At 64.5% G+C, this 21,719-nt stretch carries 23 protein-coding genes; 9 read left to right on the top strand and 14 right to left on the bottom strand.

All coding sequences use genetic code 11. The annotated features are described in order from the left end of the window. Positions 1–29: 29 nt before the first annotated feature. Positions 30–968, top strand: a complete 939-nt coding sequence (locus tag EPO50_RS21660) for a branched-chain amino acid ABC transporter permease (protein WP_296347347.1) — start codon at positions 30–32, stop codon at positions 966–968. Here EPO50_RS21660 and EPO50_RS21655 read toward each other — a convergent pair. Beyond that, a complete protein-coding gene (locus tag EPO50_RS21655) occupies positions 955–1,746 on the bottom strand; it encodes an enoyl-CoA hydratase (protein ID WP_296347345.1) in 792 nt (263 codons plus the stop codon). The two genes, EPO50_RS21660 and EPO50_RS21655, sit on opposite strands and share 14 nt — an antisense overlap. Positions 1,747–1,863: 117 nt before the next feature. Here EPO50_RS21655 and EPO50_RS21650 point away from each other — a divergent pair, with 117 nt between their 5' ends. Beyond that, the gene (locus EPO50_RS21650) at positions 1,864–2,721 is read left to right on the top strand and encodes an enoyl-CoA hydratase-related protein (RefSeq protein WP_296347343.1); all 858 of its coding nucleotides are present in this window, start codon (positions 1,864–1,866) and stop codon (positions 2,719–2,721) included. On the opposite strand, the gene EPO50_RS21645 is transcribed toward EPO50_RS21650, so the two are convergent. From EPO50_RS21645 to EPO50_RS21630, 4 genes are all read right to left on the bottom strand, one after another. Beyond that, positions 2,697–3,404: an SDR family oxidoreductase gene (locus EPO50_RS21645; protein WP_296347341.1), complete on the bottom strand. Its 708-nt coding sequence runs from the start codon at positions 3,402–3,404 to the stop codon at positions 2,697–2,699. The two genes, EPO50_RS21650 and EPO50_RS21645, sit on opposite strands and share 25 nt — an antisense overlap. 83 nt (positions 3,405–3,487) lie before the next feature. Beyond that, complete coding sequence (locus tag EPO50_RS21640; protein WP_296347338.1) at positions 3,488–4,066, bottom strand: TetR/AcrR family transcriptional regulator; 579 nt, start codon at positions 4,064–4,066, stop codon at positions 3,488–3,490. A 53-nt stretch (positions 4,067–4,119) separates the two neighbouring features. Continuing rightward, positions 4,120–4,542, bottom strand: coding sequence for a GNAT family N-acetyltransferase (locus tag EPO50_RS21635; protein WP_296347336.1), 423 nt, complete (start codon positions 4,540–4,542; stop codon positions 4,120–4,122). Continuing rightward, on the bottom strand, positions 4,539–5,072 hold the full coding sequence (locus EPO50_RS21630) for a TetR/AcrR family transcriptional regulator (RefSeq protein ID WP_296347335.1): 534 nt from the start codon (positions 5,070–5,072) through the stop codon (positions 4,539–4,541). Before EPO50_RS21630 ends, EPO50_RS21635 begins: the two co-directional genes overlap by 4 nt. A 58-nt stretch (positions 5,073–5,130) precedes the next feature. Between EPO50_RS21630 and EPO50_RS21625 the strand changes: the two genes are divergently transcribed. From EPO50_RS21625 to EPO50_RS21615, 3 genes are all read left to right on the top strand, one after another. Continuing rightward, positions 5,131–6,354, top strand: a complete 1,224-nt coding sequence (locus EPO50_RS21625; RefSeq protein WP_296347333.1) for a cytochrome P450 — start codon at positions 5,131–5,133, stop codon at positions 6,352–6,354. 9 nt (positions 6,355–6,363) lie between these two features. Further along, positions 6,364–7,374 carry an NADPH:quinone oxidoreductase family protein gene (locus EPO50_RS21620; protein ID WP_296347331.1) on the top strand — a complete coding sequence of 337 codons (1,011 nt, stop codon included), beginning with the start codon at positions 6,364–6,366 and terminating at the stop codon, positions 7,372–7,374. Between the two features lie 112 nt (positions 7,375–7,486). Further along, positions 7,487–7,888: a VOC family protein gene (locus EPO50_RS21615; RefSeq protein ID WP_296347329.1), complete on the top strand. Its 402-nt coding sequence runs from the start codon at positions 7,487–7,489 to the stop codon at positions 7,886–7,888. Here the strand turns inward: EPO50_RS21615 and EPO50_RS21610 are convergent. The 5 genes from EPO50_RS21610 to EPO50_RS21590 are packed head-to-tail and all read right to left on the bottom strand — an operon-like array spanning position 7,878 to position 11,912. Then, complete coding sequence (locus tag EPO50_RS21610) at positions 7,878–8,666, bottom strand: hypothetical protein (protein ID WP_296347326.1); 789 nt, start codon at positions 8,664–8,666, stop codon at positions 7,878–7,880. The genes EPO50_RS21615 and EPO50_RS21610 overlap by 11 nt on opposite strands. A gap of 23 nt (positions 8,667–8,689) precedes the next feature. Then, positions 8,690–9,052 carry a hypothetical protein gene (locus tag EPO50_RS21605; protein ID WP_296347324.1) on the bottom strand — a complete coding sequence of 121 codons (363 nt, stop codon included), beginning with the start codon at positions 9,050–9,052 and terminating at the stop codon, positions 8,690–8,692. Positions 9,053–9,064: 12 nt separating this feature from the next. Then, positions 9,065–9,847 carry an alpha/beta hydrolase gene (locus EPO50_RS21600; RefSeq protein WP_296347322.1) on the bottom strand — a complete coding sequence of 261 codons (783 nt, stop codon included), beginning with the start codon at positions 9,845–9,847 and terminating at the stop codon, positions 9,065–9,067. Next, positions 9,844–11,079 (bottom strand): LLM class flavin-dependent oxidoreductase, encoded by a 1,236-nt coding sequence (locus EPO50_RS21595; RefSeq protein ID WP_296347320.1) that lies wholly within the window; start codon positions 11,077–11,079, stop codon positions 9,844–9,846. The genes EPO50_RS21600 and EPO50_RS21595 overlap by 4 nt, the downstream gene beginning before the upstream one ends. Positions 11,080–11,081: 2 nt before the next feature. After that, positions 11,082–11,912 (bottom strand): enoyl-CoA hydratase-related protein, encoded by an 831-nt coding sequence (locus EPO50_RS21590; RefSeq protein ID WP_296347318.1) that lies wholly within the window; start codon positions 11,910–11,912, stop codon positions 11,082–11,084. A 54-nt stretch (positions 11,913–11,966) separates the two neighbouring features. On the opposite strand from EPO50_RS21590, the gene EPO50_RS21585 reads away from it, so the two are divergent. The 4 genes from EPO50_RS21585 to EPO50_RS21570 all read left to right on the top strand — a co-directional run bounded on the left by EPO50_RS21585 (position 11,967) and on the right by EPO50_RS21570 (position 17,214). After that, positions 11,967–13,010 carry a low specificity L-threonine aldolase gene (locus EPO50_RS21585; protein WP_296347316.1) on the top strand — a complete coding sequence of 348 codons (1,044 nt, stop codon included), beginning with the start codon at positions 11,967–11,969 and terminating at the stop codon, positions 13,008–13,010. Then, a complete protein-coding gene (locus tag EPO50_RS21580; RefSeq protein ID WP_296347314.1) occupies positions 13,010–13,894 on the top strand; it encodes an NAD-dependent epimerase/dehydratase family protein in 885 nt (294 codons plus the stop codon). The genes EPO50_RS21585 and EPO50_RS21580 overlap by 1 nt, the downstream gene beginning before the upstream one ends. Then, entirely contained in the window at positions 13,891–16,173 is a 2,283-nt protein-coding gene (locus tag EPO50_RS21575; protein WP_296347313.1) for a xanthine dehydrogenase family protein molybdopterin-binding subunit, read from the top strand. The genes EPO50_RS21580 and EPO50_RS21575 overlap by 4 nt, the downstream gene beginning before the upstream one ends. A 75-nt stretch (positions 16,174–16,248) precedes the next feature. Continuing rightward, the gene (locus EPO50_RS21570; protein ID WP_296347311.1) at positions 16,249–17,214 is read left to right on the top strand and encodes a tripartite tricarboxylate transporter substrate binding protein; all 966 of its coding nucleotides are present in this window, start codon (positions 16,249–16,251) and stop codon (positions 17,212–17,214) included. 4 nt (positions 17,215–17,218) lie between these two features. Here the strand turns inward: EPO50_RS21570 and EPO50_RS21565 are convergent, their stop codons facing one another. The 4 genes from EPO50_RS21565 to EPO50_RS21550 are packed head-to-tail and all read right to left on the bottom strand — an operon-like array spanning position 17,219 to position 21,641. Further along, positions 17,219–17,791 carry an HD family hydrolase gene (locus tag EPO50_RS21565; protein ID WP_296347308.1) on the bottom strand — a complete coding sequence of 191 codons (573 nt, stop codon included), beginning with the start codon at positions 17,789–17,791 and terminating at the stop codon, positions 17,219–17,221. After that, on the bottom strand, positions 17,788–18,120 hold the full coding sequence (locus EPO50_RS21560; RefSeq protein WP_296347306.1) for a chaperone modulator CbpM: 333 nt from the start codon (positions 18,118–18,120) through the stop codon (positions 17,788–17,790). Before EPO50_RS21560 ends, EPO50_RS21565 begins: the two co-directional genes overlap by 4 nt. After that, positions 18,117–19,049, bottom strand: coding sequence for a J domain-containing protein (locus EPO50_RS21555; RefSeq protein ID WP_296347304.1), 933 nt, complete (start codon positions 19,047–19,049; stop codon positions 18,117–18,119). The genes EPO50_RS21560 and EPO50_RS21555 overlap by 4 nt, the downstream gene beginning before the upstream one ends. 30 nt (positions 19,050–19,079) lie before the next feature. Continuing rightward, positions 19,080–21,641 carry an AMP-binding protein gene (locus EPO50_RS21550; protein ID WP_296347302.1) on the bottom strand — a complete coding sequence of 854 codons (2,562 nt, stop codon included), beginning with the start codon at positions 21,639–21,641 and terminating at the stop codon, positions 19,080–19,082. Between the last annotated feature and the right edge of the window lie 78 nt (positions 21,642–21,719).

Genomic DNA, 21,719 nt, shown 5'->3' with positions numbered 1-21,719 from the left:
TTCCTGTCGGTTGCCGCTATCGTAGAGCCATGCGGACCGTGTGGACCATGGGCTTCGTGGCAGCGGCCGCCCTCTCCTTTTGCCTGCCGGATTTTATCGTTTTCCGCTTCACGCAGGCCGCGATCTGGTCGATCGCGCTGGTGGGCCTCGTCATGCTGTGCGGCGTGAGCGGCCAGTTCTCCTTCGCCCAGGCCGCTCTCTTCGGCATCGGCGGCTATGGTGCCGCGATCCTCGGCACCCACACATCGCTGTCGACCTACTGGGGGATGGCGCTGGCGCCCGTGCTGGGTTTCGTTGCGGGCTACGGCCTCGGCCGCGTCGCCGGCCGGCACAATCTATGGACGCAGGCGCTGGTCACTTATGCGTTCGCCATTGCCTTCCCACAGCTCCTGCGCTGGCGACCGATCGAGCAATGGACTGGCGGCGTACAGGGCCTCTATCTCGATTTTCCCACACCGCCTATAGACGCTTTGAGCAACGACCGCTGGGCATTCCTGATGGTGTTATCACTGCTGGCGGTGGGCCTCTGGCTCGCACACAACCTGATCGACAGCCGCGCCGGCCGTGCCATGAAGGCGGCGCGCGACCAGGATCTTGCGGCGGCCGCGCAGGGAATCAAAGTCAGCCAAGTGCGGGCCACGGCATCCGGGATCGCCGGCGCCTATCTCGCTCTCGCGGGCTGCCTATCGGCCTATCAATTCGGATTTGTCGGACCGACGACCTACAACTTCGCGCTCTCGGTCCAGATGCTGTTCGGCCTGGTGGTCGGCGGCATGTATTCGCTAAGCGGCGCGATCCTGGGCGGTCTCTTTCTGCAGTTCTTTCCCGACGTCACCGCGGGACTGGGCAAGGGACTGTCGGCGCTGCTCTATGCTGTCCTGTTGATCGCCGCGATGGTGGCGATGCCGGACGGCGTGGCGGGTGCTCTGTCCCGCCTCGCCGCCCGGATCAAGCTCAGACGCCCTTGAAGACCGGCGCGCGCTTTTCGACGAAAGCGCGCGCCGCTTCCTTGTGGTCCTCGGTCTCGCCGGTGCGGATCATGCGCGCGGCTTCGCTGTCCAGCGCCTCGGAGAGCGAGCCCTCTTCCGCCACCTTCATGTTCTTCTTCACGTGCCACCACGCGACACGCGGGCCGGCCGCGAGCTTCTTGGCGAAGGCCATCGTCTCGTTGTCGAGGTTGGCGTCGTCGACGACGCGGTTGGCGAGGCCAAGCTTCTCGATCTGCTCGGCATTGAGGATTTCGGCCGTGAAGTAGAGCTCACGCGCCTTGGCGGTGCCGACCAGCTTGTGCAGGAAGTAGTGCGAACCGAAGTCGCCCGAGAAGCCCACCTTGGCAAAGGCGGTGGTCATGCGCGCGCTCTTGCCGGCAAAGCGCATGTCGGCGGCGAGCGCCAGCGACAGGCCGGCGCCGGCAGCGACGCCGTTCACCATGGCGATCGTCGGCTTGCCCATTTCGTGCAGCAATTCCGAGACGCGCATGCGGGCGCGGATGTCGTGCACCTTGTCTTCGTAGGTCTTGTCCTGGTCGCGACCGGCCGCCATCGACTTCACGTCACCACCGGCACAGAAGGCCTTGTCGCCGGCGCCACGCACCACCACGCAACCAATGGCGCGGGTGCCCGCAGCCTCGTTGAGTGCGTCGTCGAGCGCGCCCATCATGTCGCGGCTCAGCGCGTTCATGGCGTCGGGCCGGTTCAGCACGATTTTCATCACGCCGTCTTCGACGGTTTTGATCAGGTGGGACATCGACTTCCTCCGAGATTGCGATTCGCTGGGGTTGCGGCGAATGTTTCCCAAACCAACGAGTCACGCAACGACATTCCGTCTTGCTGAGCGGAACCGATTATGAGGAGCGTTCGAGCCATGAAATACGAGACCCTGCTGACCGATCTTGCAGACGGCGTGATGACGGTGACCCTCAACCGCCCCGACAAGTTGAATGCTTTCTCCACAGTCATGAGCAGAGAACTCATCGACTTCTTCCAGAGTGTGAATGCGATGGATGAGGTGCGCGCCATCGTCGTGACGGGCGCCGGCCGCGCCTTTTGCGCCGGCGCTGATATTTCCGGCGGCACCGGCGCCTTCAAGGTCTGGAATGACGGCAATGCCCCGCAGAAGCGCGAAGCCAGCGATTCGATCACGCTCGCAATCTTCAACTGCCTGAAGCCAATCGTGGCCGCGATCAACGGCGCGGCAGTCGGCGTCGGCATCACCATGTGCCTGCCTATGGACATCCGCCTGATGTCGAGCGCCGCCCGCGTCGGTTTCCTCTTCAACAAGCGCGGCATGGCCATGGAGGCCGGAAGCTGCTGGTTCCTGCCACGCCTGGTCGGCATGCAGCAGGCACAGGAATGGGTGATGACCGCCGAATTGTTCGATGCCGAAGAAGCTCTAAAGGGCGGCCTCGTTCGTTCCGTCCATGCGCCCGACGAACTGCTGCCGGCCGCGCAGGCGCTGGCGCGGAAATTTGCCGCCAACACCTCCTCCGCTGTTGCCGCGGCGGTGAACCGCCGCTTGATGTGGAGCATGTGGGGCGCACAGGACCCGCTCGATGCGGTGACCCTCGACCTGCAGTGCGTCGGCCATCTCGCGGCCGGCGCCGACGCCCAGGAAGGCATCAAGTCCTTCTTCGAGAAGCGCGCGCCTGTCTTCCCGCTGCAGCCCAGCAAGGACATGCCGCCCTTCGGGCCGTGGGCTCAGGCCACCGGCGGCAGCAAGTAGATACCGGGCTCTGCCGACAGGTTCTGCTTGATCCGCCGGCTGACATCGTCTGCCAGGATTTCCGACTTGCCATCCTCGAGGGCCACCAGAACCTGCTTCACGACATCATCGGGCTGCGCTTTCGGCGCAGCCACGTTGCGAACCATGTCGGTGTCCATGAAGCCGACATGCAGAGACAGGACTTCCGTACCCTGCCCGCGCAGCTCATTGCGCAGGCCGTTGCTCAGCGACCAGGCTGCCGCCTTGCTGGCGGAATAGCTCGAACTGGTCGACAGGCTGACCCAGCTCAACACCGACAGCACATTGACGATCGCGCCACCGCCATTCCTGGACAGGATCGGCGCGAAGGCGCGTGCGGTAAGAAGCGGCCCGAAGAAGTTGGTCTCGAATTCGGCACGCGTCGCGTCGAGTCCGTCCGGAGTCAGGAACCCGGTGCCGCGAATGATGCCAGCGTTGTTGATCAGCAGGTTAACGTCGCCGAACTCACGTGCGGCGGCTTCGACCTGCTCAGGCTGGGTAACGTCCAGACGGACCGGCTGCACGCCGGGCTGCTTCACCGACGCGGGGTCGCGCGCGGCCGCATAGACCTTGCGCGCTCCGCCGGCGAGCAGCGCCTTGGTGAAAGCCAGCCCGAGGCCGCGATTGGCACCGGTCACGAGAGCAACGGAGTCCTTGATCTTCATAGCTGGTCCTTCCATAGGTTAAGATGACCGGTCGTCTTAGAGTTAGGTGTGCGAGTATCCGCGTTAAAGTGAGCTTTCCTCTCTCAGGTGAGAATTTTGTTGAAGGTGACCGAAAGGAAGGCGTCGAGGGCTGCCGCGTCCTTCTCGACCTTGGAGCGCATCACGGCTCCTTCCCAGGCATTGAGCAGAAAGTTCGCAAGCGTCTCCGCGGACAGGTCCTTGGAGACATCCCCGGCCTTCTGGGCCTCGCGGATCACCTGCGCGATGGCCTTGGCCCAGTCGTCGAAGGCTGCCTCCAGCACGGCCCGGATTGCCGGGCTTTGCCCCGGAAGCTCCGTGCCGAAATTGCCCAGAAGGCATCCCCGGCTAAAGCCGGTCGCCGGTCCCAGCTGATTGAGGCTCTTGAAGTAAGCCCGCAGCCGGGCGAGCGGCGGACCGGAGCCCTCCATCAGAGGCAACCGGCGCTCTGCGCCCTTGGCTGCATAGTGCTGTACGACCTCGACGCCCAGCGCGTCCTTGCTCTCGAAATGATTATAGAACGAGCCCTTGGGCACCTTGGCGGCGTCGGTAATGTCCTGCACGCCGGTCGCGTTGAAGCCACGCTTGTGCAGGGCTTCCAGCCCGACGGTGAGCAGCCTTTCGCGGACGTCGGTTCTTGCCATAGGTCAAATATGACCGGTCGTCTCAGACTTTCAAGGGGGGCGAAATCCGAAGGCTAGAGCGTGAAAGCGTGCATCACGAACGGATCGGCGGAGCGGCTTCGCCGAGCATAGAGCCCCTTGGCCGGCAGATTGTCGGGCTCCGTCCCGAGCCATGCTTCCTGGCATCCAAGCTCACGCCCGATATCCAGCATCGCCTCGAGCATGCGCCGCGCAATGCCCTGGCGCTGCAAGGCCGGCGTCACGGCGATCTCGTCGATGAAAAGTTCGCTTCGCGATCCGTCGGGATGAAAATGCACCATCGCAGCCACCTGCCCGACGATCTCCCCATCGGCGATCGCGACGACAAGATGGTGCCCCCGCGCCGCGAGATAACGGGCGAGGTTTTCCGGATCGATGGCATGGTCGAATACGTCCGGCGCGATGCGGCGGAACAGCGGCTCGTCCCCCGGTTGGACGCGGCGGATTTCGATGCTCATTTCAGCGCCCCCACCAGCGCACGCGCGATGGCCCCCGGCGACTTGCGGCCCGGCCGATACCAGGTCGGCGTCCAGTTGAGCGCCCCTAGAAGCTGAAGGCGCCATAAAGTCCGATCCGTGCCCTGCCCCAGCGGTAATGCCGCCACGAGCTCGACGAAGCGCCGCTCGTAGCCATCGCGCATCGCGATCAGGCGCCGGCGCAGACGTGCATCGAGGCGGCGGAGGTCGGCCGTCATGACCGCGGCATGGGCCGTGTCCGACAGCAACGATTGCAGGTGCGCCACGCAGGCCGCCTCCAGTCGCGTCCAGGGCGTATCGGTCGCCGCCACGGCGGCGTCGACGGCTGCGGAGATCTCGGCCACACCCTCCTCGTAGACGGCGGCTATCAGGTCGTTCTTCGACGGGAAGTGATAGTACATCGACCCCGCCAGCATGCCGGCTTCGCCGGCGATGTCGCGCATCGACGTGGCATCGAAGCCACCACGCGCAAAAAGACGGGCCGACACCGCCATCAGGGTTTCACGGGACATGGATTATCCTATCAAACAAACACTTGTTTGGTAAACTGGCCAGCGCTAGCCTCGCGGCATGGCCTACGTTTTCGACCTCGGCAACCCCGCGACCAATGCCAACCCCTTCCCCGAGTTCGCGCGGCTGCGCGCCGAGGATCCGGTGCATTGGTCGCCGGTCATGAAGGCATGGATCGTCACGCGCTACGCCGATGTGAAGCAGGTGGCGTTGAACAACCGGCAGATCTCCGCCGACCGGTTGACGCCCTTCTTCAAGACCAATGCCGAGTACCAGCGCGGCTCGATCGAGAGCCTGGTGCGCTACCTGAACCACTGGATGGTGTTCCGCGATCCGCCGGACCATACGCGGCTGCGCCGTCTGTTCACCAAGGCCTTCACGCCGACGGCGGTCGCCAACCTGCGGCCCAACATCGAGGACATCGTCGCGCATCTGATCGACGGCATGCTGGCCAAGGCCGCCCGCGGCGAGACGGTCGACTACATCGCCGACTTCTCCTATCCCCTGCCCGCCTCGGTGATCATGGATCTGCTGGGCGTGCCGCGCGCCGATCTGGAACGCGTGAAGGTCTGGTCCGACGACATCGCGCTGTTCATCGGCACCGCCCAGGTCGCCGGCAACAAGTACCTGCGTGCCGAGGCTGGCGCCAAGGCGATGTCCGATTACTTCCGCAGCCTGGTCGAGGATCGCACGGCCCGGCCCACCGAAGACATGATTACCCACCTCGTGCTGGCACGCGACGACCGCGACGCGCTCACGACCGACGAGATCATCGGCACCTGCATCCTGCTGCTCTTCGCAGGTCATGAGACCACGACGAACCTGATCGGCAACGGCTTCCTCTATTCGATGAAGCATCGCGAACAGTGGGACCGCCTCGTTGCCGATCCCGCGCTGGCCGAAAGCGCCATTGAAGAATTCCTGCGCTACGACGGGCCGTCGGGCGCCTTTGCCCGAGTCGCGGCCGCCGATATCGAAATGCGCGGCAAGACGATCCGCGAGGGCCAACGCGTTTTCGCCTTCATGAACTCGGCAAATCGCGATCCCGAAGCCTTTGAGGATCCCGAGCGGTTCGACATCGGCCGGCCACAGAACCCGCACATGACCTTCGGCCATGGTATCCACTTCTGCCTTGGTGCCCCGCTGGCGCGGCTCGAAGCACAGATCGCGGCAATTCGCCTTGCGGAGCGGCTGCCACGTATCAGACTATGCAGCGGCGAGCCGGAGTGGCACGATTCGCTGATCCTGCGCGGCGTGAAGGCGCTGCCGGTTCAGCTCTCTTAAAGGAGAATTATGCGGGCGATGATTTGCCGCCAGTGGGGCGGCCCTGAAGATTTGCGTCTGGAAGAGGTCAAGTCGCAGCCGCTGAAGACCGGCCAGGTCCGGATCAAGATTCGAGCGGCGGGCGTGAGCTTTGCCACGACCCTGATCATCGCCGGCAAATATCAACGCCGGCCACCCTTCCCCTTTGCGCCCGGCACCGAGGCCGCGGGCGTCGTGACCGAGGTCGATCCCGCCTGCAAGCGCTTGAAGGTAGGCGACGAGGTCGTCGCCGTCCTCGACTGGGGTGGATTGGCCGAGGAAGCAGTCGCGCACGAAGTCAACGTCTTCTCCAAGCCGAAGAACCTCAGCTTCGTCGAAGCGATCCAGCTCGCCATCTCCTACCCGACCTCGGCCGGCGCGCTGACCTGGCCCGAAGCGCTCGACGTACGCAGCGGCCACACGCTGCTGGTGCATGCCGCCGCAGGCGGCGTCGGCATGGCGGCCGTCGAGATCGGCAAGATCCTGGGCGCGACGGTCATCGCCACGGCCGGCAGTTCGCGCAAGACCGAGTTCGCCAAGGCGCATGGCGCCGATCATGTGATCGACTACAACGCCACCGACTTCCGCGAGGAAGTGCTGAAGCTCACCGGCGGCCGCGGTGTCGACCGTGTCTACGATCCGGTTGGTGGCGATGTCTTCACCCAGTCGCTGCGCTGCATGGCGGTCGGCGGCCGTATCTGTCCCATCGGCTTCGCCAGCGGCACGATCCCGCAGGTTCCGGCCAACATCCTGCTGGTGAAGACCATCGCCGTGACGGGCTTCAACTATGGTTACTATGTCGGCTGGAGCCCGCACGATGCCCGCTTCGAGGAGGCAGACCGCACGTTCGCACTGATGGAGCGCATTCGCGGTTGGTGCGAGCAGGGTCTTTGCCGCCCGCACGTCGATCGGACCTACCAGCTCGGCGAAGCCCCGAAGGCAATGCAAGCGCTTCTGGAGCGCTCGGTGACGGGCCGCGTGGCCGTCGTCATGGAGGCCTGACGCCGGAACCTGACATCAGGGCGACGACGAGGTCCGAAAATCGCGAGCCCCCTCTTCACTTGCATGGGAAGGTCTCGATACAGAATCATCCCTCCCATCCGTGAGGCTTGCGATGACCTTGCTGCTCAATATCGATGTGCCCGATGTCGAGACGGGCGTGCGCTTCTATACGGCCGCCTTCGGTCTGAAGGTCGGCCGACGCTTCGGCACTGATTTCGTCGAACTCCTGGGATGGCCCGCGACGGTCTACCTCCTGACCAAGAAGGCAGGCACTGTCGGCGCCGGTGGTGATTTGCGGCGTTATGAGAGGCACTGGACGCCCGTCCATGCCGACATCGTCGTGGACGACGTGGATGCGGCTGTCACGCGAGCGGTCGGCGCCGGCGCGAAGCTCGAGGCTCCGGCGAAAGATACTCCGTACGGGAGGATTGCCATGCTCGCCGATCCGTTCGGCCACGGCTTCTGCTTGCTCCAATTCAGCGAGCAGGGCTACGACGCGCTGCTCACAAGCTGAGCAGGCTTCCGTAACCGGCGATCCTGGTGTGAACGCCAGCCGATCGCAGGCTGCGCCAGAGACTCGCCTGGTTGGCTGAAATCACCGGCCGGCCCAGATCCTGTTCCAGCGCCTCCAGGATGGCGACGCAGCGAAAGCCCGTCCCGGCGATCAGGACACCGTCTGCCGTCGATGGACAGGCCGCCTTGATCTGAGCGTAGAGTGGTTCGACTTCCTGTTCGAAGCCCATGCCATGGCCGTAGAGCTCGGCCGGTGGCAGGTCCCGCCACTTCCGGCCTGGGTCGTAGCGAAGATGCCCGGCCGGTTCGAACCCGTGATCGACATAGTAACGAACACCTGCAGCCACCAGCTCGTCATTGAACCACGGTGGCAGAACCAGAAACGGCCGCCTTACACTCGAAGCCTTGAGCGCGGCTTGGGTATCCAGACCGTTCGTGGTGACGAAGACGCCGGAACCCAGCATGCCGGAGAGGCTGGCCACGGTGGCTTCGTCCCAGCCCTTGCCACCCAGGATGCTGCTCGAGCTGTGACCAACCACGACCGCCGAAAGCCGCATTGCCGCGAACTGCCGGCAGCCCCGGTTCAGATCGTCCTCGAGGTCGACCGCTTTGCGATCCTCGCGCCAGCGCGCCCAAGGGGCACGCGCTGTCACACGGGCGGCGTGTACCGAGACGCCGGGTGGAGCCATCGCCCACCATTCAGCCTCCGGGACGGCCTCGTTGCCGACGATGAACAGCCCGATGCGGGCCCGCCATCCCCAATTGTCTTTGGTCGCCACGACTGGCTCGATCCCGCCGCTCCCTACTTCTTCGTGAGCGGGCCTTCAAACTTGCAGTAGCCGTCGAGCTTGATCTTGGAGTCGCCGTCCTTGATCTGGCCGATTACGTCCATCATGCCGCCGCCCCCGACCATCGCCGCCGTCTTGATGGCGCCGTCCTTGCCCAGCGTCGTTTCGAAAGACCTCTCTGGCCGGCCTTCCTGCTGAAACTTGCCTTTGACGCTGTCACCGTCGACGGTGACGTTGATGGTCATCTTGTAGCCCGGACACTTCGAGCTGCCGAGCACGTTCACGCCCATACCAGTCCAGGTGTAGAGAACCGGTTCGGCGTGCGCGGCGCCCGCGACCAGAAGAAGCGCTGCAGTTCCTGCAATTACCCTGAGCATCGTCGTCTCCGGTTAGAAAAAATCCCTGATGACCTTGAGCACGGCCGCGGGTCGTTCTTGTCCGACCGCGTGGCCTGCCTTGGCAATCCTAACCAATCTCGATTTGGAAATCGCCCTTTTGAAGGCATCGCCGTAAACCGGCGGGATCAGGACATCCTCCCGCCCCCAGACGATCAGGGTCTTGGCGGTGATGCGGTAAAGCCTCTGGGCGAGGCCGCGGTCGGGGATCGGGAACAGGATCTTGCCCGCCATGCCAAGCCGCCGGGCATTCATCACCAGGAATTCATTGAGGAATTCCGGATCCTCCATGTTGACGCCCGATGTCAGCAGCTTCTGGCCGGCCTTGCTGTCATGGAACAGCAATCCCGGCAGCTCATAGGGCAACTTGGAGAAGATATCGGCGATCGGATGGTCGTCGAGCCACAGGCCAGCCGGCGCCAGCAGGCAGAGCTTGGTCACTTCTGTGTGGGCAATCGCCGCCATCTCGGCGGCGACCATGCCGCCCATCGAATGGCCGACCACAATCGGTTTCTTGAGGTTGAGCGCCTCCAGCACATCGAGTGCATGCAGGGTTACGTCGAGCATGTCGCGCACCCCGTCCTCGCCCGTCGACTGGCCATAGCCCGGCAGCAATGGCGCCACGACCCGATATTTGCTCGCGAGAGCGGCAATCAGCGGATCGTTCGGCATATGGCCGCCCGCTCCGTGGAGATAGAGCAGATCCTTGCCTTTACCGGCTTCGACGATCTGGATACGCGCGCCCGAAGGTTTGAGCGTGAGAAAACGCGACTTCATTCGGCAGCCACCTTCAGCGAAACGCGCTCGTTCATCGGATGGACCCAGAAGCGGTCGTCGTGGTTGTTCCAATCCGGCCACAGGTTGCGCAGATGCGGCATCACCTTTTCAGCGAATAGCTTTGTGGAGTGCCGAACCTTGTCGTCGGGCATGTCGCCGATATGCATCAGGCAGAAGACATTGCCGACGCGCAGGCTCTTGATCAGCTCTTCCATCTGCTGGCGCACTGTCTCCGGCGAGCCGGCAATGATGTAGCGGCCGTCGACCAGATCCTTCCAGGTCATGCTGGGATAATCCCGCGCCGCAGCCTGCGTGAACTGGGACAGGGCGCCGGTCTGGATGGTCTTGATCGTGCGATAGCCCGGCGCATCCGCGAAGCCCGGATAGACATGCAGGCAGCGATTGTAGAAGTAGTTCACGTGCGGGCCGTAGAGCCGCTCCGCCTCGGCATCGGTATCGGCGACGCAGATCACCTGGGCGAAGCCCGCGCGATAGGGTGATTCGTCGGCCTTCCGCTCCGACACCCGCTTCCAGTACCCCTCCATCAGCAGCTTGGCGCGCAGATAACCCGAGTAGCTGAGATAGGAATAAGAATAGGTGTTATCGAGGCAGAAATCGTACGTCTCCACCGAGCCACCACCGGGAATGAAGATCGGCGGCGCCGGACGCTGGATCGGCTTGGGCCAGCAATTGACGTAGCGCAGCTTGGTGTAGCGGCCGTTGAAGGCGAACGGTTCGTCGGCCGCCCAGGCTTTGCGAATGAGGTCGTGCGCCTCGGCATACTTCTCGCGCGTGAGCGCCGGTATCGTGCCGTAGGCGTAGTTGGTATCCATCGACGTGCCGACCGGAAAGCCGGCCACGAGCCGCCCGCCCGACAACACGTCGAGCATGGCGAACTCCTCCGCCACGCGCAGCGGCGGATTGTAGAGCGCTATCGAATTGCCGAGCACCACCAGCGCCGCCTTCGACGTGCGACGCGTCAACGTCGCCGCCATGATGTTGGGCGACGGCATCAACCCATAGGCATTGGCGTGATGCTCGTTCACGCCAATGCCGTCGAATCCCACGCTCTCGGCGAATTCGAGCTGGTCGAGATATTGATGATAGATGCCGTGCCCACGCTCGGGTTCGTACATCTTGCTCGGCAGATCAACCCAGACCGAACGATGCTTTTCCCTGAAATCGTCCGGCATGTGCGGCCAGGGCATCAGGTGAAACCAGGTGAATTTCATGTCTAGCGCCCCTTGAACTGTGGTTCGCGCTTTTCGAGGAACGCCTTGATGCCCTCCTTCATGTCTTCCGTCTGCATCAACGGCAGAAGCTGCAGGAAGACATGATGAACGTGCTCATTGAAGGGTTCGTTCCAGGCCATGCGCATCATTCTCTTCGCGGCCTGGATGGCGAGCGGCGCATTGGTGGCGATCTCAAGGGCGAGTTCGCGCGCCGCGCCCATCACCTCAGCGTCGGGCACGACCTTGTTCACCAGGCCGATCTCCAGCGACTGCTCGGCACTCAGCGTACGGCCAGTGAAGATCAGCTCGGACGCCTTCGCCCAGCCCAGCATGCGCGGCAGGTACCAGGTGCCGCCAGATTCCGGCAGCACGCCGCGCTTGGCATAGGACGCCGCGAGCTTGGCCGACTGGGCCATCACCCTGATGTCTGCCCCCAGCGCCAGGTCGAGGCCATAGCCGGCCGCCGATCCGTTCAATGCGGCGATCACCGGCTTGTCCATTGCGTGCAGGACCGGCGGCGGCGTGTTGCGCAGGTCGATGTTGGTCGGCGTGGCGCCCGAGCCGACGCTCAGATTGTCGGTACCCTTATTCTGCGCTTCGAGGTTCAGGCCGGCGCAGAAGGCGCGGCCGGTGCCCGTCAGAATGACGACGCGGACGGCACGATCCTCGTTGGCCTTCACCAAAGCATCGGTGAGCTGCTTCAGCATCGGCCCGGAGATCGTATTCATGCGCTGCGGGGCATTGAGCGTGATCGTGGCAACGGCGCCGTCGACGCCATAGAGCAGCTCCTCAGGCATTACCGAAGTTGTGGGCTGGGCCGCAAACTGGCTCATGTTTCCTCCCTCCATCGAATGCCGCTATGGTGACGCAGGAGATTTGAACGCGCCATGCAAAACCGTTTCATCGACCTTTACAGTGACACGAAGACCAAGCCATCGCCCGGCATGCGAAAGGCGATGGCCGACGCCGAGGTAGGCGACGAGCAGAAGCTGGAAGATCCCACCGTCAATCGACTGCGCGAGCGCATTTGCGAACTGCTCGGCAAGGAGGATGCGGTGTTTCTGCCGAGCGGCACCATGGCGAACCAGATCGCCATCCGCGTGCACTGCCGGCCGGGTGACGAAGTGATCACCGACAAGACCGCACACATCATCACCTCGGAAGGTGGCGGCCCGGCGGCCAATGCCAGCGTAATGATCCGCCCGCTCGACGGACCCAAGGGCGTGTTCACCGGAGAACAGGTAAAAGCCGCCCTGCGCGATCCCAACAGCCGCTACGCCGCGCGCCAGCGTCTGGTGTCGATCGAGAACACTTCGAACGGCGGGTTCGGCACGGTATGGCCGCTCGCGACCATGCAGGGCGTGACCAAGGTGGCGCGCGACGCAGGTCTCAGCCTCCACATGGACGGCGCGCGCCTGGCCAATGCCAGCGTGAAGTCGGGCACCAAGGCCAGCGACTATGCTGCTTGCGTCGACTCGCTCTGGCTCGACTACACCAAGGGCCTGGGCGCACCAGTGGGCGCCACCCTCGCCGGCTCCAAGGACTTCATCAAGGAGTCATGGCGCCACAAGCAGATGATGGGCGGTTCGATGCGCCAGTCCGGCATGATCGCAGCGGCGGCGCTCTATGCGCTCGATCACAACTGGGATCGCCTCGCCGAGGACCATGACAATGCGCGGTACCTCTCCGAAGGCATCGCCAACATCAAGGGCCTCGAGATTGAGGTGCCACGCATGGAGACCAACCTCGTCTTCTTCGAAGTCACCAAGCCCGGCTGGACGGCGGCAAAGCTGGTCGATGCCTGCAAGGAGCGCGGCGTGGGCATTGGCGCCAACACGGCCACCCGCATCCGCGCCGTCACCCACCTCGACGTCAACCGCGCTGACATCGACACCGCTCTCAAGGTGATCAGCGACACCCTGGCGGCTTAGTGCGCGTCTTTCTTCTCGGAGCAACAGGAACGATCGGCCAGGCCGTGCTCCGCGCCCTCATTGCCCGTGGGCATGAGGTCGTGGCGCTGGCCCGGTCCGAGGCCTCTGCCGGGAAGATTGCCCAGCTTGGCGCCGCTGTCGTCCGAGGTGATATCGGCATTCCCGATCGATGGCTGCCTGGCCTGCCGGACATCGATGGCGCGATCCAGATGGCCTGTGACTTCGACAGTGCGATGGGCGAGACGGAACGGCGTCTTCTCGACGGCTTGCTGCCGCGGCTCGCCGCTGGTTCACGAAGAGTACGTTTCATCTACACCGGCGGATGCTGGCTGTTCGGTCCGACGGGGAACAACGTGGCGACGGAAGAAAGCGCTCTATCGCCTCTTCCGGCCTTCGCCTGGATGGTGCCTCACCTGCAGCGTGTTCTCGCCAGCAACGAAGTCGAGGGCATCGTGATCCATCCGGCGATGGTCTATGGCGGCGATGGTGGCGTGTTTCGACGCTTCGAACAGGATGCCAGGGAGCGTCGAGCGATTCGCGTCGTCGGTGGAGAGGCAGTGCGTTGGCCGCTCGTGCATTGCGATGATCTCGCTGACCTTTATGTCCTCGCACTCGAACACGCCGCACCGCGATCGACCTATCTCGGGGTCGCAACGGAAGGCATTCCCGTCAGCGAACTCGCCCAAGCAATAGCTCGTCGCAGGGGTGTTGCCGCCCCTATCCTCGAAGTCATGTCGGAAGACGCTGCAGCCCGGGAACTCGGTGAATGGGCGCGTGGCTATGCCTGCGACCAGCAACTCAGTGGCGCCAAGGCCCGCCGCGACCTCGGCTGGACACCCCGCCATCTCGATCCGACGCGCGACCTCATGGAGCTTTGCGCATGAATGCCCCTTCCCTGCTCGGCCAACCGATCACCCGTCGTGAGGATCAGCGATTCCTGACCGGCCGCGGACGCTACGCCGACAATACGGCGCCTGCCGACGCGCTGGCGGTGTTGTTCGTGCGCTCGCCGCATGCGCATGCGCGCATTGCCGGGATCGACAAGGCAGCGGCCCTCGCATCGCCCGGTGTCGTGGCGATCTATACAGCCGACGATCTCGTCGCTGATGGCGTGGGCCATCTGCCCGCCATCAGCGAGATCAAGGACCAGGCCGGCAACCGCCACCGCGAGCCGACGCATCTCCCCATGCCGACCGGCAAGGTGCGGCACGTCGGCGACATTGTGGCCATGATCGCCGCCACAACGATCGACCAGGCGCGCGATGCCGCTGAAGCGCTCGCCATCGACTACGAAGAGCTGCCGGCCGTCGTGACGGCCGCGCAGGCGCTCGCTGACGGCGCGGTCCTGGTGCATGACGATGTGCCTGGAAATCTCATGTGCCGTTGGGGCAAGGGCGACGGTGCGGCAACCGATGCCGCCTTCGCACGAGCCGCCCACGTATCGACACTGTCCATCCGCTCGCCGCGCCAGATCGTCCATTACATGGAGACGCGTGCGGCCTGGTCGTCCTACGACGCGGCGGACGATCTCGTCACGGTCACCTTCTCCTCTCAAGGCGTGCAGATCCCGCACCGGCTGATGTGCGAGCGCGTGCTCAACGTCGCCAAGGACAAGCTCCGGCTGGTCACCGAAGATGTCGGCGGCGGCTTCGGCCCGAAATACCCGATCTACGCCGAGTCGACCCTGATTGCCTGGGCGACGCGAAAGCTGCGCCGTGGCCTGCGCTGGACCTGCGACCGCGCCGAGCTCGCACTGGCGGACAGCCACGCCCGCGACCTCGTAGCGACGGCAGAACTCGCCCTCGACAAGGAGGGCCGGTTCCTCGGCGTGCGAGTGAAAGCTCAGGCCAACTACGGCGCCTATGTCTCGATGTGGGCGCCGAGCATTCCGACCACGGGCCTCGCCAAGGTCATTTCCGGCCTCTACCGCATTCCTGCGATCCGTATCGACTTCGACTGTGTGTTCACCAACACCGTACCAGTCGACGCCATTCGGGGGGCCGGCAAACCCGAGGCGCTGTTCTTGCTGGAGCGCCTGGTCGACTTGGCCGCGCATGAGACTGGCCGCACGCCAGCAGCACTGCGCCGTCTCAATCTCCTGCGGCTCGACGAGATGCCCTATGCCGCGGCAAGCGGTTACACCTACGATGCAGCCGATTGTCTGCGGCTGTTCGATACGGCGCTCACGGCGGCAGACGAGCCGGGCTTCGCGGCGCGCCGTACGGCAAGCGAGGCAGCCGGCAAGCGGCGTGGACTCGGTTTCTCCTGCCATCTGCACGGCACCGGCGGCGTTGCCGACGAACATGTCGTGGTCCAGGTCGAGCCTGACCGGCTGATCGCCCGCGTCGGCACGCAAAGCCAAGGACAGGGCCACGAGACCGTGTTCGCGCAGATCCTTGCCGGTGCCCTCGACGTGCCCGTTGAGCGCATCGAAATTCGCCAGGGCGACACGCGTACGATCCCGCACGGCGGCGGCACCGGCGGCTCCTCCTCCACCATCATCAGCGGCACGACCTTGCGGCGCGCGGCCGATGTCGTGATCCAGCGCGGCCGTGACCTCGCCGCCGAGCGGCTCGAAACGGCCGTCGCCGACATTGCCTATCGCGACGGCGCCTTCGAGATCGTAGGCACCGATCGGCGCGTCGGCTTGTTCGAGTTGGCAGCCTGGAAGCCGTTCGATGGCGACGCGCTGTTCGCCGACAAAATCGAATCGTTTCCCACCGGTGTCATGGTCTGCGAGGTCGAGGTCGATCCCGAGACTGGCGCCACGCTCATCGATCGCCTGCTCGCCGTAGCCGATTGCGGCACGGTAGTGAATCCGCGGCTGCTGGCCGGCCAGATGCACGGCGGCATCGTGCATGGGTTGGGCAACGCCCTGATGGAAGAGGCGGTCTACGACGAAGAAACCGGTCAGCTCCTGACCGGCACGCTGATGGACTACGCCTTGCCGCGCGCCGAAGACGTACCGATGCTCGGAGTCGAGACGATCGCCACCGCCTCGCCCAACAATTTCATGGGCCTCAAAGGTGTCGGCGAGTTGCCCACCAATGGCGCGCCGGCAGCATTGGCCAATGCCGTGCTCGACGCGCTGCGTCCGCTCGGTGTGCACCACATCGACATGCCGCTGACGCCGCACAAGATCTGGCAAGCGCTGCAGCGCTGAGCTGCTGTCGCCATCGCCTGGCAAAAGTTGGCAAGCGACGGGTAGCCGCGCTAGCTTCGCATCGGGAGGAAACCGATGAACAAGAAAATCGCCGCCGCTCTTGCCGGCGCGCTGCTGCTAGCCGCTACCAATACCTATGCCCAAGCCTGGCCCAACAAGCCGATCAAGCTCGTGGCGCCCTATCCACCCGGCGGCCAGACCGATGTCGTCTCGCGCTACTTCGCCGAAAAGCTCACCGCCGCGCTCGGCCAGCAGGTGATCGTCGAGAACAAGGCCGGTGCCCAGGGCATGGTCGGCGCCGAGATCGTCAAGAACGCGCCACCCGACGGCTACACGTTCGTCTACGTGAACTCGTCGATGATGTGCATCAACCCCTACGTCTACAAGAAGCTGCCCTATGACGGCTTCAAGGATTTCGTGCCGGTGACGCAGCACGGGCTGGCGCCGCTCGCGATGGTGACCACGCCGTCGCTGGGACTGAAGTCGGTGAAGGAGTTCGTTGCCTGGGCCAACCAGAACAAGGGCAAGGTCAACTACGCATCGTTCGGCACGGGTTCCTCGTCGCACATCTGGGGCGAGATGCTGAACCAGGCCGAGAAGCTCGACATGACGCACGTGCCCTACAAGGGTGCTGGTCCCGCCATCCAGGACGCGGTGGCAGGCCACATTCCGGTGACCATCCAGGACCTGGCCGCCAGCGGTCCGGCGATCTCCGGCGGCAAGCTGACACCGCTTGCGGTCACCTCGACGACGCGCTGGCCGCGCCTCCCGAACGTGCCGACGTTCGAAGAGCTCGGCTACAAGATGAACCTGGTCGGCTGGAACGGCATCATGGCGCCAGCCGGCACGCCCAAGGAAATCGTCGATAGGGTGAGCGCCGAACTGCGCAAAGTGGTGCAGACGCCGGAAGGCAAGGAGAAGCTTCTGGACATGGGCCTGATCGCCACCGGCACGACTCCGGCGGAGATGACCGAGATCATGAAGACTGGCTGCGCTGCCTGGGGCGACGCCGTGAAGCGCGCCGGCGTCCAGCCGGAGTGAGGGCTCAAGCGCCGGAAGTCATCCTCTTCCGCGTTTCCTCATCGACGGCATCGCGTATCTGTCTGAACAGGTCGCGACCGTCGGTGTGCTTGCGGCCGTAGGTCAGATTGAACGCATAGTCGAAATCGGGGGCATTGCGCCCCTGATTGTGCTGGATGAGCGTTTCGATCTTGTCCAATGCCTTGACGGCCCGCCCCTCGGGCGACGAGGCATTCTCGTACTCGTCCCACAGCGCCAGAAATTCCGCGCGAACCTCCGGCGGCAACGACGACATCAGTTGCAGGAGGTCGACGCGCTCACGGCTTCCTTTGTCCGGCATGCCGGCTTGCGCGACCGCGGGAACATCGCCGTGTATCGCTTCACCGAGGTCATGGAGGATGCAGATCTTGAGCACCTTCAAGAAATCGAGATCGCGAAGCTCGTCCTGGAACACCATCGCCATGAGGCAGAGGCGCCACGTATGCTCGGCAGTGCTCTCGCGGCGTCCCTGAGATGTGTAGGAGTTCCTGACGACGTCCTTCAGTCGCTCGGCTTCTCGAATAAAGTCGAGCCGCAGCTTGATCTCGTCAGGCTTCATCCTCTCGCCGTCAGCCTTGCAAGCGCCTGCGCGATAGCCTCGCGAGTCGCTGCCGGCTGCTCGCCAATGGCATGGCCCAGCAGGTCGAGCTGACGGCGCAGCGTGTGCACCTGATCGACCAGCGCGACCACCGTCTCCACGGAGTCATCATCGAAGCCCAACTCATCGACCAGCTCGGCCAGCAGGCGTGCACGCGCCACGTCGATCTGCTCGAAGCTCCAGGTCTCCACGCTGCCGGCCGGATGCAGCAGGCCCCGTGCCACCCAGCGCTCGACATGAACGGCCGTGAGCCGACGATGCTCGCGCAGCAATTCGTCGAGGGTCGTCATGTGAACTGCTCCATCTCCTTGCGCGGATCGTAGGCGCGGCCCGCGTCCCAGCTCTCGAGGAATTCCTTCAGCTTCTCGTCCGGCTGCTCGGGCAACACGACCTTCAGCTTCACATACTGGTCGCCGCGCTGGCCGGACCGGCGGTCGAGCAGGCCACGGCCCTTGAGGCGCAGCGACGTGCCGCTGTTGGAGCCCGCCGGCACGTTCAGCATGACCGGGCCGCCCACGGTCGGCGCACGCACCTTGGCGCCCAGCGCCGCTTCCGTGAGCGTCACCGGCAGCTCGATGTGAATGTCGTTGTCGCGCGTCTGGAAGAAAGCGTGCGGCTCGACACGGATCTCGACATAGGCGTCGCCGGCCGGCTGGCCCTGACTGCCAGGCATGCCCTGCCCCTTCAGGCGCAGGGTTTGCCCGTCGGTCGTGCCTTCGGGAATGTCGATGTCGAGGGTCTTGCCATCGGGCAGGTTGACCCGTTGCTTGCCGCCCCGTGCGCCGACCAGAAACGGCACGCGCAGACTGTAGGTGACCGGCATGCCGCTCATGTCGAAGCCGCCGCCTGGTCCACCCGCGCCGAAGCCGCGACGTTCGCCGAACATCTCCGAGAAGATGCCACCCATATCGACGAAAGATTCGTGGGCGCCGGCGCGCTCGTACTTGCCGCCAAAACCGCCCGCCTGATCGCGATAGAAGCCGCGCGGCGGTACTTCCTGCCCCGTCGCGTCGATCTCGCCGGCATCGAAACGCCGGCGCTTCTCGGGATCGGACAGCAGGTCGTTGGCCTGGCTGGCCTCCTTGAATTTTGCCTCGGCAACCTTGTCGCCGGGATTGAGGTCGGGATGGTGTTTCTTGGCAAGCTTGCGAAACGCCTTGCGGATATCGTCCTCCGAGGCGGTCCTTGGCACGCCCAGGACGGAATAGGGGTCGCTCATACCCCCACAGATATGGTGTGAATTCGGACCTTACAAGGCCCGGCCGCGACTGAGATGGCGACTGAGCGTGCCCGCGAGTTCACCGACATGACTGGTGATGCAGGTGGTGTGCTTGCCCGGCACCCGCTCGTGGCCAACGTGCCGCGCCAATCCCTTCCACGCCTTGGCCGAGTATTCTTTCCTGAGTTGGTACTCGTCGCTCAACACACACAACACGTCACTGTCGATGCGCGGCGGCAGATAGTTCGACATGGCGCGGTAGTATTGGCCGCGCATGGTGCCGTAGCTGGCACCCTGAGCGCTGTAGAGCCGCTTGGCGGCCCTCCACAGGACGGTCCTGTCCTTCTGCATCAACCGTCGCGTCCCCGCCCAGATGGTGGGCATGCCGCGCGTCTTCACCCGCTCGCCGAGGCGGCCCGGCGCAATGTCGCCGAGCGCTCGAACAGCATGGGCAATACCGCGAACCGACGGACGGGCGTTGATCGAGAACGTGTCGATCAGCATCACACGCTCGACCGTACGCCCCGCCCGCTCGAGCTGATGGGCGATCTCCCAGGCTGCCAGCCCGCCATGACAGTAGCCGGCGAGGCGGAAGGCGCCTTCGGGCTGCACAGCGAGCAGGTCGGGAACATAGCGCGCAGCCATGGCTTCGATCGTGTCGGTCCCGGCCTGCTTGTCGAAGTTGGGATGCAACAGGTAGATCGGGCCCTCGTAGTCGAGCAGCTCGGTCAGGCGCAACGCATAGAGACCCCAGCCATCGAAATCGCCATGGCAGAGAAAGAGCGGCGTGCCGCTGCCCTCCTTCACCTTCGTCACCAGCTCGTTCCTGGCCGCCGCCGCGCCAGCCAGCGCCGTGGCAAGGTGCCGGATGGTGAGCTCGGCGCGAATCTCCGACGGGCCGATGGTCTGGCGCGTTACGACCTCGAGCTCGAGCAGCATCTCGGTCGCCTGCAGCGAATCGCCACCGGCATCGAAGAAGTCGTCGTCGATGCCGAAGTCGTTGCGCTTCAGGTAACGCTGCCAGATCTCGGCGATCTGAATTTGCAGCGGCTCGATCGGCGCCACGATCTCGCGGGCCTGCCGCGCGAAGGTGCTGGAAAGCTGCTGACGCGAAATCTTGCCAGTGTTGCCCTTTGGCAGAGCGTCGAGAATGTGGATGTGCCGCGGCATCTGGAACGGCGCCAGCCGATCGCGCAGGAAGGCAATCAGGATCGACGACGTCGCCTTGGCCGTATCGTTCAACACCACGGCAGCCGCGACGCTTTCCCCGAGCCGCGGGTGAGGCACCGCGAAGACCGCCGCCTCGCGAACGTCGGGGTGACGCAATAACACTTTCTCGACGTCGTAGGGCGAGATCTTCTCGCCACCGCGATTGATGATCTCTTTGGTCCGCCCGACCACCGTCAGGTAGCCGTTGGCATCGATGGTGCCGAGGTCACCGGTCGCCAGCCAGCCATCGACCAGACCGCTGGGTGTGTCGTCGACGTCGATGAGATAGCCCGGCATGACGCTGCGGCCGCGCAGGACGATCTGTCCGGTCTTGCCCGGCGACAGCAGACTGCCATCGTCGCCCCTAATGGCGATCTCGCCCTCGGGAACGCGCCCGACCGTCCCCGGTCGCGCCTCGGCCGGTTCCGTCATCATACCGGCCTCGCAGAGGCCGTAGAACTCGGCCACGGGCATACCGAGCGCCGCCTTCAGCCTGGTGCGAACATCTTCCGGCAGATACGACGCCGTCGACAGCACGAAGCGCAGGCTGGGCGCAGGCTTCGATCCGGGTGTAGCGCTCACCTTGTCGAGCACCGCCTGGAGATAAGCTGGCGCCGAGGTGAGCCAGGTGGGTCGGAGTTCGTTGACCCACTGCGTGAAGTCGGCCGCGCCGGGCGAAGCCGGCATCGCCACACTGCATCCGATCAGCAGCGGCACCAGCAGCGTCGCCTTGAAGCCAGCGTTGTAATAGATCGGCATGACGCAGGCGGAACGATCGGCCGGCGAAAGCTGCAGCCATCGCTGCATCTTGTTGGCCATCTCGATCAGGTTGTCATGGGTCACCGGCACACGCTTGGCGGTACCCGTGGTGCCTGAGGTACGGAAGATCGCCGCGACCGACTGAGCCTCGACAGTGCCAAAACGCAGCGGCCGTCGCGCAATCGGCCGGGTCAGTGTCAGGGCGATCTCATCGAACGAAGTGATTGCCTTCGACACCTTGAAGATACCGAAAGCGGCATCGGGCGTGGCCGCCCATTCCGGCACGTCCGTCCAGCCCGGCAGGATCAGCGCGTCTACACGGATCCTGGCGAGTTCGGCCTTCAGTTCAGCCGGCGACAAGGTCGGATTGATCGGCATCAGGGTCGCGGTGCTGCATACCGCGACGCTCACCAGCGCCGCTTCGGGCCCACGCGGCAGCGCGACGCCGACGCGCGACGTCGGCCCAATGCCGGCCCGCCGGAACTGATCGCCGAGCGCGCGGACATACTTCGCCAACGCACCGAACGTCAGCGTTTCAAGGCCGGTGCAGACGATTGCCGGCGCCTCGATATTTCTCGCAGCGCGGTATTCTAGAACCGCGCCGATCGTCGTTGGCAGCCGCATCTGTCGAGCACCCACACGCTCTACCCACCTTCAACCAGCACGCTTCCCAACCTGCTGGTACCCAAAGCGTTCGCATCT

This window comes from Reyranella sp. (assembly GCF_004297405.1).
In the GTDB taxonomy this organism is placed as follows: Bacteria; Pseudomonadota; Alphaproteobacteria; order Reyranellales; family Reyranellaceae; genus Reyranella.
This window is presented reverse-complemented; position numbering and strand designations above follow the sequence as displayed.

Bases quoted from the DNA above. Each gene is read 5' to 3' on its own strand.
- EPO50_RS21660 (WP_296347347.1), top strand. From the start codon at position 30: ATGCGGACCGTGTGGACCATGGGCTTCGTGGCAGCGGCCGCCCTCTCC.
- EPO50_RS21655 (WP_296347345.1), bottom strand. From the start codon at position 1,746: ATGTCCCACCTGATCAAAACCGTCGAAGACGGCGTGATGAAAATCGTG.
- EPO50_RS21650 (WP_296347343.1), top strand. From the start codon at position 1,864: ATGAAATACGAGACCCTGCTGACCGATCTTGCAGACGGCGTGATGACG.
- EPO50_RS21645 (WP_296347341.1), bottom strand. From the start codon at position 3,404: ATGAAGATCAAGGACTCCGTTGCTCTCGTGACCGGTGCCAATCGCGGC.
- EPO50_RS21640 (WP_296347338.1), bottom strand. From the start codon at position 4,066: ATGGCAAGAACCGACGTCCGCGAAAGGCTGCTCACCGTCGGGCTGGAA.
- EPO50_RS21635 (WP_296347336.1), bottom strand. From the start codon at position 4,542: ATGAGCATCGAAATCCGCCGCGTCCAACCGGGGGACGAGCCGCTGTTC.
- EPO50_RS21630 (WP_296347335.1), bottom strand. From the start codon at position 5,072: ATGTCCCGTGAAACCCTGATGGCGGTGTCGGCCCGTCTTTTTGCGCGT.
- EPO50_RS21625 (WP_296347333.1), top strand. From the start codon at position 5,131: ATGGCCTACGTTTTCGACCTCGGCAACCCCGCGACCAATGCCAACCCC.
- EPO50_RS21620 (WP_296347331.1), top strand. From the start codon at position 6,364: ATGCGGGCGATGATTTGCCGCCAGTGGGGCGGCCCTGAAGATTTGCGT.
- EPO50_RS21615 (WP_296347329.1), top strand. From the start codon at position 7,487: ATGACCTTGCTGCTCAATATCGATGTGCCCGATGTCGAGACGGGCGTG.
- EPO50_RS21605 (WP_296347324.1), bottom strand. From the start codon at position 9,052: ATGCTCAGGGTAATTGCAGGAACTGCAGCGCTTCTTCTGGTCGCGGGC.
- EPO50_RS21600 (WP_296347322.1), bottom strand. From the start codon at position 9,847: ATGAAGTCGCGTTTTCTCACGCTCAAACCTTCGGGCGCGCGTATCCAG.
- EPO50_RS21595 (WP_296347320.1), bottom strand. From the start codon at position 11,079: ATGAAATTCACCTGGTTTCACCTGATGCCCTGGCCGCACATGCCGGAC.
- EPO50_RS21590 (WP_296347318.1), bottom strand. From the start codon at position 11,912: ATGAGCCAGTTTGCGGCCCAGCCCACAACTTCGGTAATGCCTGAGGAG.
- EPO50_RS21585 (WP_296347316.1), top strand. From the start codon at position 11,967: ATGCAAAACCGTTTCATCGACCTTTACAGTGACACGAAGACCAAGCCA.
- EPO50_RS21575 (WP_296347313.1), top strand. From the start codon at position 13,891: ATGAATGCCCCTTCCCTGCTCGGCCAACCGATCACCCGTCGTGAGGAT.
- EPO50_RS21570 (WP_296347311.1), top strand. From the start codon at position 16,249: ATGAACAAGAAAATCGCCGCCGCTCTTGCCGGCGCGCTGCTGCTAGCC.
- EPO50_RS21565 (WP_296347308.1), bottom strand. From the start codon at position 17,791: ATGAAGCCTGACGAGATCAAGCTGCGGCTCGACTTTATTCGAGAAGCC.
- EPO50_RS21560 (WP_296347306.1), bottom strand. From the start codon at position 18,120: ATGACGACCCTCGACGAATTGCTGCGCGAGCATCGTCGGCTCACGGCC.
- EPO50_RS21555 (WP_296347304.1), bottom strand. From the start codon at position 19,049: ATGAGCGACCCCTATTCCGTCCTGGGCGTGCCAAGGACCGCCTCGGAG.
- EPO50_RS21550 (WP_296347302.1), bottom strand. From the start codon at position 21,641: ATGCGGCTGCCAACGACGATCGGCGCGGTTCTAGAATACCGCGCTGCG.